The following is an 11966-nucleotide window of genomic DNA, read 5'->3' as shown; positions in this document are numbered from 1 at the left end:
CGTCGTATCAGTCACGATCATCATCGACTGATACGACGCCTTCGCGGGCAAGCCTCGCTCCTACGGGTTTTTCTGGGATTCAGCGGCGATCAGCGACCACGCCAATCAACACCAACACCACCAGCAACACCGGCGCCAGGCTGTAGTTGTTGAACTGGCTCAGGCCTTTGATGATCCATGGCGTGGCGTAGATCAGTGCGACGCCGCTACCCACCATGCACAGCAGGGACATCAACGGGACGCGCAGGGCGCCGGCGATGCCGCCCAGGCGTTGTTCGACCCAGCCTTTGATGTCGGCGCCAAACAGCACCAGCAGGCAGCCCACCAGGGCCAGGGAGATTTCCGACAGGTTGCTACGGCTCCAGCGGGACACGGTGGCGAGCAGGTCGAGGATCAGATCCATTGGTTTTCCCTTAAGGCTGAAATCAGCTCAGAAATGTCTGCAGCAAGTCATTGAGAAACAGTTGTCCGCGCTCGGTGGCCGCCAGACGTGACGGTTCGACCTGCAACAAGCCGCTTTGTTCTGCCTCGCGGCGACCTTCGGCGAGGCTTTCCAGGGGCAGGCCGGTGCGCTCCGGATACAGGCGCGATTCCACGCCCTCGGTCAGACGCAGGGCGTTCATCAGGAAGTCGAAAGGCAACTCGTCATTGGTCAGGGCTTTCTCGCCAGCCTTGAAGCTTTTGGCCGGGTTGAGGTAATCCTTTGGCAAGCGGGTTTTCCAGGTGCGCACGATGCGCCCGTCCGGGTGACTCAGCTTGCCGTGGGCGCCGGCGCCGATGCCGATGAAGTCGCCGAAACTCCAGTAATTGAGGTTATGCCGCGCCGGGCGACCGGGCAGGGCATAGGCCGAAACTTCGTACTGCGCGTAACCGTGTTCGGCGAGCAGCGCCTGGCCAGCCTCTTGAATGTCCCACAACGTGTCGTCTTCCGGCAGCGTTGGCGGCTGGTTCCAGAACACGGTGTTCGGCTCCAGGGTCAGCTGATACCAGGACAAATGGGTGGGTTTCAGGGCGATGGCCTGGCGCAAGTCGCTCAGGGCGTCGTCCAGAGACTGATCGGGCAAGCCGTGCATCAGGTCCAGGTTGAAGTTGTCGAACCCGGCCTGACGGGCCATGCCGGCGGCACGTATCGCTTCGTCGCCGTTGTGAATTCGCCCCAGGGCCTTGAGTTTCTCTTCCTGGAAGCTCTGGATGCCAATCGACAGGCGATTGATCCCCAGCGCGCGGTAGGCAACGAACTTCTCTTGCTCGAAGGTCCCGGGATTGGCTTCCAGGGTGATTTCGATGTCGCCGGCAAACGGAATCCGTTGTTCCACACCCTTGAGCAAACGGCCAAGTGCTGCTGCACTGAACAGGCTCGGCGTGCCGCCACCGAAGAAGATCGAGCTCAGTTCGCGCCCGTAAACCGCGTGCAGGTCCTGATCGAGGTCGGCCAGCAACGCGTCGACGTACTCTTCTTCCGGCAGCACCGGGCTGGCGGTGTGGGAGTTGAAGTCGCAATAAGGGCATTTGCGCACACACCACGGGATGTGGATGTACAGCGCCAGGGGCGGCAGCACTGGCAGCGCGGCCCGAGGCGATTGGGCGGCGCCGCCGAAGATGAGCGGCGACGCGGATGAGTCGTGGGTCATATCAAGCCTAGACGCTGGCGCAGCAGATCCATTGCACGGGCGCGGTGGCTGATCAGGTTCTTTTCGCTCGGGCTCAATTCGGCGCTGGAGCAGTCGCGTGACGGCACCCAGAACAGCGGGTCATAACCAAAACCGTGCTCGCCGCTGGCAGCTTGCAGGATTCGGCCGTGCCACAGGCCTTCGCAGAGGATCGGCAATGGATCATCGGCATGTCGCACCAGCGCCAGCACGCAGACGAACTGCGCACCGCGCTCGGCTTCCGGCACATCTTTCATGGCGTCGAGCAGTTTGGCGTTGTTCGCCGCATCGCCCTGACCGTCAGCGTAACGCGCCGAATAAATGCCCGGCGCACCGCCCAGGAAATCCACCGCCAGCCCCGAATCGTCGGCCAGCGCCGGCAGGCCGGAGATGCGCGCGGCGTTGCGGGCCTTGAGGATGGCGTTCTCGACGAACGACAAGCCGGTTTCCTCAGGCTCGATGCTGCTGAACTCGCCGATCGAGCGCAGTTGCACCGAGGCGCCGAGCATGGCCTGGAGTTCCTTGAGTTTGCCGGCGTTATGGCTGGCCAGTACGAGTTGCGTGAAGTTCATCATTCGCCGGGGAAAAGCTCTTGGTTGAAGTTGATGGTGTTGATTTTATCGCCGTTCTGCACCTTGATTTCAAAGGTGCGGGTTTCCTGCTGGTCCACCGGGTATTGCGCGATGTAGTAGACCGCACCCTGTTCGGTGATCTGGCGGAAGTTCAGCGTGACGGTTTTGCTGGTCAGGTCTTTGATTGTGCCGCTGACCTGGGCGATCAGCGGTTTGCCGTCTTTGATCACCGACACGTTGATCACGCCCTGGTTCTTGCTGCGGATCAGCTCGGCCGCTTTGGCAATGTCCGGTGTCAGAAATGTGGAATTGAAGGTGTTGTAGTGCACCGTCACATCACCAAACGTTTCCTGGCGCTCGCCCTTGATGATATCGGCGGCCATGGCGGTGACGCTCAGGCAGGCAGTAAGTACAAACAGCGCTAGACGACCCATGTTCGTTCTCCTTGGAATGGCGTGGTTTCAGACCGCGACCTTGTGGTCTTGCAGCCCGGGACTGCTGACGCGGTAGATACCGATCTCACCTAACAGATTAGGCCATAGCTTACTGGCCCACCCGTGTCGGTGCTGTTGATCCACGGCAAGCCGATCAATGACCTTCGCTTCACGTTCGCGGCACAGTTCTTCAAAGTCGCCGAAAGTGCAGAAGTGGATGTTCGGCGTGTTGTACCAGGTGTACGGCAGGAACTCGGACACCGGCATCCGGCCCTTGCTCGCCAGGTACCAGCGGCAACGCCAGTGACCGAAGTTGGGGAAGGTGATGATGCACTGGCGCCCGACCCGCAGCATTTCGTCGAGAATCCGGTCCGGGTAATGCACGGCTTGCAGGGCCTGGGTCATGACCACGATGTCGAAGCTGTTGCTGGCAAAGTTGCCGAGGCCCTTGTCCAGGTCCTGCTCGATCACATTGATGCCCTTGGCCACGCACTCGGCGATGTTGTCCGCATCGTTTTCCAGGCCATAACCGGTGACTTGCTTGTTGTCGCGCAGCCAGGTCAGCAGTTCGCCGTCGCCGCAACCGAGGTCGAGCACGCGGCTACCGGCGGGAATCCATTCCTGGATGATTTCCAGATCAGCTCTCATGGCTTACTCACAACGAAATACGGTTCATGTAATTGCTGAACGCCTGCAGGTAACGCGGGATCGGAATCAGGAAGGCGTCGTGGCCTTGCGGAGCATCGATCTCGAGGTAGCACACGTCTTTCTTGGCCGCCATCAGCGCGTCCACCAGTTCCCGGGAGCGGGCAGGGGAGAAGCGCCAGTCGGTGGTAAACGACATCACGCAGAACTTGGAGGTGGCGCCGGCGAAGGTTTTCGCCAGGTCATCGTCGAAGTTTGCCGCCGGGTCGAAGTAATCCAGGGCCTTGGTCATCAACAGGTAAGTGTTGGCGTCGAAACGCCCGGAGAACTCTTCACCCTGATAACGCAGGTAGCTCTCGACCTGGAACTCGACGCTGTGGAAGTCGTAGTTGAGCTTTTCGCTCTTGAGTCCGCGGCCGAATTTCTCGCCCATGGAATCGTCGGACAGGTAAGTGATGTGCCCGACCATCCGCGCCAGCATCAAGCCACGCTTGGGGATCACCCCGGCTTCCTGGAACGAACCACCGTGGAACTCGGGGTCGGTGAGGATGGCCTGGCGCGCCACTTCGTTGAACGCGATGTTCTGCGCCGACAGCTTGGGCGCCGAGGCGATGGCCAGGCAGTGCCGCACGCGGTCGGGGTAGGTGATGGTCCACTGCAAGGCCTGCATGCCGCCGAGGCTGCCGCCGATCACCGCCGCCCACTGGCGGATGCCGAGCAGGTCGGACAGACGCGCCTGGCTGTGCACCCAGTCTTCCACGGTCAGCACCGGGAAGTCGGCGCCGAACGGCTTGCCGGTTTCCGGGTTGAGGCTGCTGGGGCCGGTGGAGCCGTTGCAGCCGCCGAGGTTGTTCAGGCTGACCACGAAGAACTTGCTGGTGTCGATCGGCTTGCCGGGGCCGATGCAGCTGTCCCACCAACCGGGTTTGCGGTCGTCGGGGCTGTGGAAACCGGCAGCGTGGTGGTGACCGGACAAGGCGTGGCAGATCAGCACGGCGTTGCTCGCCGTGGCGTTCAGCGTGCCGTAGGTTTCGTAGATCAGGTCATAAGCTGGGAGCGAACGGCCGCAGGCCAGGGCCAGGGGTTCACTGAAGTGCGCCATTTGCGGCGTCACCAGACCAACAGAATCGGCGGGAAAGGCAGTTGGCATCGACCCTGCTCTCGTTGAAATGAGGCGTAAGTCTAAAGACCGCTGTGGCTAGCGGCAAGCAAAGGGCGGGGCTGATTTCATTCAGTTAAACCGAGGTGCGGCCTTCGCGGGCAAGCCTTGCTCCTACGGGGTTTGTGTTGGTAGCGGAATCGGGTGCGACCCCGGACCTGTAGGAGCGAGGCTTGCCCGCGAAGAACGATAACGCGGTCAACCTGCCGGACGCACCAGATCCGGCAACTCAGGCAACTTCTTTGGCGAACAAATCCGCACCCGCTTCTGCCGGTTCAACTCGCCGCTGATCAAACTCACCTGGCTCTTGGACACGCCAAACGCCTTGGCCAGAAACGCCATCAGGTAGGCGTTGGCCTTGCCCTCGACCGGCGGCGCTGTCAGGCGGATTTTCAGTCGGTCGCCATGCAGCCCGCAGAAATCATCGCTGCGGGCCGCCGGTTGCAGGTGACATTCCAGAATCAGGTCATCACCGTCCCAGCGAAAGTAGCTCACCGGGTCAGATCAGCAAACGCAGGATGTCCGGCATCATGGTCATGGCGGCGAGGTTGTTGATCACCAGCATGTCCAGCAGTTTGAGCACCATGAACGCGAGGATCGGCGAGATATCCAGGCCACCCAGATTGGGCAGGATCTTGCGGAACGGCGCCAGGGCCGGCTCGCAGATCTGGTTCACCAGTTCGGCGCCGGGGTTATGGCTGGCCGGAGCGACCCAGGACAGGATCACGCTGATGATCAGGGCGAAGAAGAAGATCTTCAGGAACAGCGCGGTCACGCCGATCAGCGACCAGATAAACAATTGCAGCGGGTTGCCGGTGGTGCCGTAGGTCAGCAGCAGGGTCAGGGCCATCAACGCCAGTTGCACGAGGATCGCCAGCACCAGCGAGGACATGTCCAGGCCGAACATGCTCGGGATGATCCGGCGCAGTGGTTTGAGCAGCGGCTGGGTGGCTTTTACCGCGAACTGGCACAGCGGGTTGTAGAAGTTGGCGCGCACCAGTTGCAGCACAAAGCGCAACAGCACGATCAGCAGGTACAGGCTGCCGAGGGTTTGCAGCACGTAGACCGCTGCAGTGTTCAATCCAATCATGAAAGGCTCCTTATTGACCCAATTGTTCGGCCATCTCGGCCGAGCGGTGCGCAGCGGCGCCGAGTGCTTCTTCTACCAGGGCTTCGAAGCCCCCGGCCTGGAACGACTTGATGGCGGCTTCCGTGGTGCCCGCAGGCGAGGTCACACGGCGACGCAGTTCTGCCGCGTCGACATCACTGGCGACCGCCATGTGCGCGGCGCCGAGTGCGGTTTGCAGGGTCAGTTGCGCGGCGATGTCCGCGGGCAAGCCGAGTTTCACCCCGGCCGCGGTCATCGCTTCGATCAGCAGGAAGAAGTACGCCGGGCCCGAGCCCGAAACAGCGGTGACGGCGTCCAGTTGCTGCTCTTCGTCCAGCCAAAGCGCGAGGCCGACGGCGGACAGCAGCTCTTGCGCCTGTTGGCGTTGCTCGGCATTCACTTCGGCGGTGGCGTACAAGCCGCTCACGCCCTGACGCAACAGCGCCGGGGTGTTGGGCATGCAGCGCACGATCGGCTGGGCGCCGAGCCAGTTGTTCATGCTGGCGCAAGTGATGCCGGCGGCGATGGACACCACCAGTTGGTTCGGTTTCAAGCTTGGGCGAATCGCTTCGCACACGGCTTTCATCGCCTGGGGTTTGACCGCCAGCACCACGACGTCGGCGTCCTGGATGGCTTCGGCGTTGTCGGCGAACACTTCGATGCCGTGTTCAGCGCTCACGCGAGCGCGGGTTTCGGCACCCGGGTCGCTGGCGCGGATGTGGGCCGCTTCCAGACCTTTGGCGCGCAGGCCACCGATCAGGCTGGCGGCCATGTTGCCGGCACCGATAAAGGCAATACGAGTCTTGCTCATGTCAGGTCCTTGTAAAGAGAGGAATCAGTCACGTTATGGCTGGCCATAGTCGCGGGCGCCAAACAGGGCCGTACCGATACGGACCCACGTGGCGCCTTGGGCGATAGCCGACTCGAGGTCGTGGCTCATGCCCATGGAAAGTGTGTCGAGCGGCAGGTTCAGGCTGGCTTGCAGGCTTTGCACGGCAGCAAAAGCGGCATCCTGGGCGGCGCGATCTTCGGTCGGCTCGGGGATCGCCATCAACCCGCGCAATTTCAGGCGCGGCAGGGCGCTGATGGCATTCGCCAGCGCGGGCAGGTCGGCTGGGGTGCAGCCGGACTTGCTGTCCTCGCCGCTGACGTTGACCTGGATGCAGATGTTCAGAGGTGGCAAATCGGCAGGACGTTGTTCGGACAGGCGTTGTGCGATTTTCAAACGATCCACGGAATGCACCCAAGCGAAGTGCTCGGCGATAGCGCGAGTCTTGTTCGATTGAATGGGGCCGATGAAGTGCCAGATCAAGGGCAGGTCGGCCAATTCGAGCTGTTTGCTCAGGGCTTCCTGCAGATAGTTCTCGCCAAAGTCGCGCAGGCCGGCGGCGTAGGCTTCACGCAGGGCCTCGGCGGGCTTGGTCTTGCTCACGGCCAGCAACTGGACGCTGTGCTCATCGCGGTGAGCCGCTTGGGTCGCAGCCTGGATACGCGAACTAACCTGGAGAATGTTGTCTGCTATCGTGGACATCAAGAGGCGCCGCCAGTCTGAAGGTTCGCGGCATTCTACTGGAATTGAGGAGCGCTATGGATATCACTGAGCTGCTGGCATTCAGCGCCAAACAGGGCGCGTCCGACTTGCACCTGTCTGCCGGCCTGCCACCGATGATTCGCGTCGATGGCGATGTGCGGCGGATCAATCTGCCGGCTCTGGACCAGAAACAGGTGCAGGAGCTGATCTACGACATCATGAACGACACCCAGCGGGTGGACTTCGAGAAGCATCTGGAAACCGATTTTTCCTTTGACGTGCCGGGCCTAGCGCGCTTCCGGGTCAACGCGTTCAACCAAAACCGGGGCGCCGGCGCCGTGTTCCGCACCATTCCGTCGAAGGTCCTGAGCATGGACGACCTTGGCATGGGCGATGTGTTTCGCAAGATTACCGACGCCCCCCGTGGCCTGGTGCTGGTGACCGGCCCGACCGGTTCCGGCAAGTCCACCACCCTGGCGGCGATGATCGATTACCTCAACAACCATCGCCATCACCACATCCTCACCATCGAAGACCCGATCGAGTTCGTGCATGAATCGCGCAAATGCCTGATCAATCAGCGCGAAGTTCACCGTGATACCCGCAGTTTCGCCACCGCCCTGCGTTCGGCGCTGCGCGAAGACCCGGACGTGATTCTGGTGGGCGAGATGCGCGATCTGGAGACCATTCGCCTGGCGTTGACCGCTGCCGAGACCGGTCACCTGGTGTTTGGCACGCTGCACACCACGTCGGCGGCGAAGACCATCGACCGGGTGGTGGACGTGTTTCCGGGGGACGAGAAGTCGATGGTGCGTTCGATGCTGTCCGAATCGTTGCTGGCGGTGGTGTCACAGACGCTGGTCAAGAAGATCGGCGGCGGGCGGATTGCGGCGCACGAGATCATGCTCGGCACGTCGGCGATCCGTAACCTGATCCGCGAAGACAAAGTGGCGCAGATGTACTCGTCGATTCAGACCGGGGGCAACCTGGGGATGCAGACGCTGGATATGTGCTTGAAGGAGTTGGTGACCAAGGGCTTGATCAGCCGCGAGCACGCGCGGGAGAAGGCGCGGTCGCCGGATAACTTCTGACAGATCCACAAACGCCTTCGCGGGCAAGCCTCGCTCCTACAGGATTGATATGTGCCGTGAAAATGGCGCATGACCTGTAGGAGCGAGGCTTGCCCGCGAAGGGGACCTCAAGAACGACGGAAGCTTCAAATCAACGCTGAACGACGCGCATCTGATTCGGTTCTTTCGGCAAAACCCGCTTGGCCACCACATAGTGGCTTTCCCAATACGGCTTTTTCAGCGTATCGATGGACACCGCTTTGCCACGACGTGGTGCGTGGATGAAGCGGTCGTTGCCCAGATAGATGGCGACGTGGTTGACTCGACGGCTCTTGATGTTGAAGAAAATCAGATCGCCGGGCTTGAGATCCTTGCGATCGACTTTCTCGCCATGACCACTGGCCATCGCGTTGGACGTGCGCGGCAGGTCGAACGTAGCGTCGTTGAACGCGTATTTCACCAGGCCACTGCAATCGAACCCTTTACTTGGGCTGCTGCCGCCCCAACGGTAAGGAGTACCGAGGACGTTCACGGCACGGCTCAACACGTTGCTGCTTTGCTTGGTCGCCATTGGCGGCACCAGCTTGCTGTTGGCGGTGGCCAGCGTGGTGGAGTGTTTGGCACTTTGCTTGTTTTTGCTCGAAGGAGCAGAAACATGGGATTTCGGGGTGTAACCATTAACGTTTGGAAGACGTTGCTCACGATTGGTGGCGTGGGCGGCCAGTGGCATCAAAAGGCAAATGGTTAGCCATGTCTTGAAAAATGGACGCATTAGGCAAGGCTCATATGGGTTAGCGCGCAACTTTATAACAGCTTTTTTGACCCTTCCGAGCCCGTTGGTCGATTGGACCTTGGAGTCAACGGAACCAAATAAGCGGTAAATTGACGCGATTGTCTGACAGAGGTCAGGTGGTATAAGGCTTTGACGGGAGTGAAGGTAGCATTTGCCATACGTCGGGTGCTCGTAAAAAAGTCACAAAGAATTCAACAATATTTATCTATCGTCTGAAACGAGGTCATCAATGAACAGCTATCGACACCCTGGCGAATACCAAGACACCCACAGCAAAGTCATTGGTTACCTGCTGTGGATTTTCGGTTTTACCGGGGCTCACCGCTTCTATTACGGCAAGCCGGTGACCGGGACGATCTGGTTCTTCACTTTCGGTTTGTTTGGCATCGGCTGGTTGATCGACCTGTTCCTGATCCCGGCCATGGACCGTGAGGCAGACCTGCGTTTTACCGCTGGGCCGATCGAATACAACGTCGCGTGGATCCTGCTGGCGTTTCTTGGGGTGTTCGGCGTGCACCGGATGTATCAGGGGAAGTGGATCAGCGGTTTGCTGTACCTGGTGACGGGCGGGGTGTTCTTTCTGGGGGTGTTGTATGACTTCTGGACGCTGAATGATCAGGTGTCGGTGCGTAACGCGCAGAGCCAAAGATAAGAGCGAAGATGATCGTTCCCACGCGGAGCGTGGGAACGATCAACGGGGGCAAGCCCCCTCGCCACAAGGTGTTAAGCCTGGTGGCTGATCCGCCCATCCACCAGGGTGTAACGCACCACGCCCGGTAAGCTGTGGCCAATGAACGGGCAGTTCTCGCCCTTGGACAGCCAGGTTTCACCGGCCACGGTCGAGGCCGCCGGGTCGAACAGCACGATGTCCGCCGCACCGCCCACCGCCAACTTGCCCGCCGGCAAGCGCAAGGCCTCGGCTGGCCCGGCGCTCAAGCGCGCGAGCAGGGTCGGCAGATCGAGCAAGCCATCCTCCACCAAGGTCATCGCCAACGGCAGCAACAGCTCAACACTGCTGATCCCTGGCTCGGTGGCACCGAACGGCGCCAGTTTGGCGTCCCGCTCGTGGGGCTGGTGATGGCTGGAGATGGCCGAAACCACACCGGACTTCACCGCCGCCCGCAGGCCATCGCGGTCGGCGCGGGTGCGCAGCGGCGGCTGGACGTGATAAAGGCTGCTGAAGTCGATCAGCGCTTCGTCGGTCAGGATCAACTGGTACAGGGCGACATCGGCGGTCACCGGCAACCCACGGGCCTGAGCCTGAGCGATCAGGGCCACGCCGCGAGCGCTGGTGAGCTGGCTGAAGTGCGCACGCACGCCGCTTTGCTCGACCAGCAGCAGATCCCGGGCCAGGGCCACGGTTTCAGCGGTTTCCGGAATCCCCGGCAAGCCAAGGAAACTCGCGGTCGGGCCTTCATGGGCCAGGCCACCTTCGGCCAGGTCATGATCCTGAGAGTTGAAAATCACCGTCAGGTCGAACGTCGCCGCATATTCCAGCGCCCGACACAGCGTGCGGGTGTTGCGGAAGCTCTCCAGGCCGTTGCCGAAGGCCACGCAGCCGGCATCGCGCAACGCGACCAGCTCGGCCAGCTGATCGCCGTCCAGGCCTTTGCTCAGGGCGCCAATCGGGAACACCTTGGTGTTGCCGGCCTCACGGGCGCGGTCGAGGATCAGTTCGGCCACGGCCGAGGTGTCGAGCACCGGTTTGGTCTTCGGCGGGCAGCACAGGCTGGTCACGCCACCGGCGGCAGCGGCGCGGGTTTCGCTGGCAATCGAGCCTTTGCGGCTGTAACCCGGTTCGCACAGGGCGACGTTCAGGTCAACCAGCCCAGGCGCGGCCACCAGGCCTTTGGCGTCGATGGTCTCGACCGGAACAAAACCGGCCGGCGCCGCGCCAAGGGCAACGATCTTGCAGGCTTCAACATGGATATCGGTAACTTGATCCAGCCCCGAGGCTGGATCGATGACGCGTGCGCCGAGAATGCTGAGCTTCACTGGGCGTTCTCCTGCTCGAATTGGCGCTGGGCTGTTTGCCCGCTCATGGCCATGGACAGCACGGCCATACGAATCGCAATACCGTAAGTCACCTGGTTGAGGATCACCGAGTGCGGGCCGTCGGCCACCGCCGACTCAATCTCCACCCCACGGTTGATCGGCCCCGGGTGCATGACGATGCAATCGGGCTTGGCCCCGGCCAGGCGCGCGGTAGTCAGACCGAACAGGCGGTAGAACTCGCCTTCGCTCGGCAGCAGGCCGCCGGTCATGCGCTCACGTTGCAGGCGCAGCATGATCACCACGTCGACGTCTTTCAGGCCTTCGGTCATGTCGGTGTAGACCTTCACGCCGTATTGCTCGATGCCGATCGGCAGCAGGGTTTTCGGCGCGATCACGCGGATGTCCGGGCAGCCGAGGGTTTTCAGCGCGAGCATGTTCGAGCGCGCGACCCGCGAGTGCAGGATGTCGCCGACGATGGCCACGGAGAGGTTTTCGAAGCCGCCCTTGTGCCGACGAATCGTCAGCATGTCGAGCATGCCCTGGGTCGGGTGCGCGTGGCGGCCGTCGCCACCGTTGATGATTGCCACTTGCGGGCAAACATGTTCGGCGATGAAGTGCGCGGCGCCGGAGTCACCGTGGCGCACGACAAACATGTCGGCGGCCATGGCTTCCAGGTTGCGCAGGGTGTCGAGCAGGGTTTCGCCCTTGCTCGCCGAGGACGTCGACACGTTCAGGGTGATCACGTCCGCCGACAGCCGCTGGGCCGCCAGTTCGAAGGTGGTGCGGGTGCGGGTGGAGTTCTCGAAGAACACGTTGCACACGGTCTTGCCGCGCAGCAACGGGACCTTCTTCACCGCCCGGGCGCCGACTTCGAGGAACGAGTCGGCGGTGTCGAGGATTTCCGTCAGCAACTCGCGGCGCAAACCGTCGAGCGAGAGGAAGTGGCGCAGCTGGCCCTGATCATTGAGCTGCAGCGGGCGCTTGGTATCTAGAGGCGTCATCGCGAGGGG

At 61.6% G+C, this 11966-nt stretch carries 15 protein-coding genes; 2 read left to right on the top strand and 13 right to left on the bottom strand.

The annotated features are described in order from the left end of the window. Positions 1-79: 79 nt before the first annotated feature. The 10 genes from FQ192_RS17780 to FQ192_RS17735 form a co-directional block, all read right to left on the bottom strand. Positions 80-403, bottom strand: a complete 324-nt coding sequence (locus FQ192_RS17780; RefSeq protein WP_054044425.1) for a DUF3392 domain-containing protein — start codon at positions 401-403, stop codon at positions 80-82. Positions 404-425: 22 nt separating this feature from the next. Next, positions 426-1631: a radical SAM family heme chaperone HemW gene (hemW, locus tag FQ192_RS17775; RefSeq protein ID WP_149659734.1), complete on the bottom strand. Its 1206-nt coding sequence runs from the start codon at positions 1629-1631 to the stop codon at positions 426-428. After that, positions 1628-2224: an RdgB/HAM1 family non-canonical purine NTP pyrophosphatase gene (gene rdgB, locus FQ192_RS17770; protein ID WP_149659733.1), complete on the bottom strand. Its 597-nt coding sequence runs from the start codon at positions 2222-2224 to the stop codon at positions 1628-1630. The genes hemW and rdgB overlap by 4 nt, the downstream gene beginning before the upstream one ends. Next, positions 2221-2655: a DUF4426 domain-containing protein gene (locus FQ192_RS17765; RefSeq protein ID WP_149659732.1), complete on the bottom strand. Its 435-nt coding sequence runs from the start codon at positions 2653-2655 to the stop codon at positions 2221-2223. The genes rdgB and FQ192_RS17765 overlap by 4 nt, the downstream gene beginning before the upstream one ends. A 27-nt stretch (positions 2656-2682) precedes the next feature. Then, positions 2683-3303: a methionine biosynthesis protein MetW gene (metW, locus tag FQ192_RS17760; protein WP_054044417.1), complete on the bottom strand. Its 621-nt coding sequence runs from the start codon at positions 3301-3303 to the stop codon at positions 2683-2685. A gap of 7 nt (positions 3304-3310) precedes the next feature. Beyond that, positions 3311-4450, bottom strand: coding sequence for a homoserine O-acetyltransferase (locus FQ192_RS17755; protein ID WP_149659731.1), 1140 nt, complete (start codon positions 4448-4450; stop codon positions 3311-3313). A gap of 207 nt (positions 4451-4657) precedes the next feature. Next, on the bottom strand, positions 4658-4954 hold the full coding sequence (locus tag FQ192_RS17750; RefSeq protein WP_149659730.1) for a DUF167 domain-containing protein: 297 nt from the start codon (positions 4952-4954) through the stop codon (positions 4658-4660). A gap of 4 nt (positions 4955-4958) precedes the next feature. Next, positions 4959-5549, bottom strand: coding sequence for a YggT family protein (locus FQ192_RS17745; RefSeq protein ID WP_149659729.1), 591 nt, complete (start codon positions 5547-5549; stop codon positions 4959-4961). A 10-nt stretch (positions 5550-5559) separates the two neighbouring features. Then, the gene (gene proC / locus FQ192_RS17740; RefSeq protein WP_149659728.1) at positions 5560-6378 is read right to left on the bottom strand and encodes a pyrroline-5-carboxylate reductase; all 819 of its coding nucleotides are present in this window, start codon (positions 6376-6378) and stop codon (positions 5560-5562) included. Positions 6379-6411: 33 nt separating this feature from the next. Then, positions 6412-7098, bottom strand: coding sequence for a YggS family pyridoxal phosphate-dependent enzyme (locus tag FQ192_RS17735; protein ID WP_149659727.1), 687 nt, complete (start codon positions 7096-7098; stop codon positions 6412-6414). A 56-nt stretch (positions 7099-7154) separates the two neighbouring features. On the opposite strand from FQ192_RS17735, the gene FQ192_RS17730 reads away from it, so the two are divergent. Then, a complete protein-coding gene (locus FQ192_RS17730) occupies positions 7155-8189 on the top strand; it encodes a type IV pilus twitching motility protein PilT (protein ID WP_133835591.1) in 1035 nt (344 codons plus the stop codon). 130 nt (positions 8190-8319) lie between these two features. Here the strand turns inward: FQ192_RS17730 and FQ192_RS17725 are convergent, their stop codons facing one another. After that, the gene (locus FQ192_RS17725) at positions 8320-8940 is read right to left on the bottom strand and encodes a C40 family peptidase (RefSeq protein ID WP_149659726.1); all 621 of its coding nucleotides are present in this window, start codon (positions 8938-8940) and stop codon (positions 8320-8322) included. A gap of 250 nt (positions 8941-9190) precedes the next feature. Here FQ192_RS17725 and FQ192_RS17720 point away from each other — a divergent pair, with 250 nt between their 5' ends. Further along, positions 9191-9613 carry a TM2 domain-containing protein gene (locus tag FQ192_RS17720; RefSeq protein WP_149659725.1) on the top strand — a complete coding sequence of 141 codons (423 nt, stop codon included), beginning with the start codon at positions 9191-9193 and terminating at the stop codon, positions 9611-9613. Between the two features lie 71 nt (positions 9614-9684). Here FQ192_RS17720 and FQ192_RS17715 read toward each other — a convergent pair whose 3' ends face one another. Both FQ192_RS17715 and FQ192_RS17710 read right to left on the bottom strand, forming a co-directional pair. Continuing rightward, positions 9685-10956 carry a dihydroorotase gene (locus tag FQ192_RS17715; protein ID WP_149659724.1) on the bottom strand — a complete coding sequence of 424 codons (1272 nt, stop codon included), beginning with the start codon at positions 10954-10956 and terminating at the stop codon, positions 9685-9687. After that, complete coding sequence (locus FQ192_RS17710) at positions 10953-11957, bottom strand: aspartate carbamoyltransferase catalytic subunit (protein WP_007913665.1); 1005 nt, start codon at positions 11955-11957, stop codon at positions 10953-10955. The genes FQ192_RS17715 and FQ192_RS17710 overlap by 4 nt, the downstream gene beginning before the upstream one ends. Positions 11958-11966: the final 9 nt, after the last annotated feature.

The organism is Pseudomonas sp. ANT_J12 (assembly GCF_008370045.1).
Classification (GTDB): Bacteria; Pseudomonadota; Gammaproteobacteria; order Pseudomonadales; family Pseudomonadaceae; genus Aquipseudomonas.
Note: the sequence above shows the minus strand (reverse complement) of the source record. Positions and strands in the feature narration are given on the sequence as shown.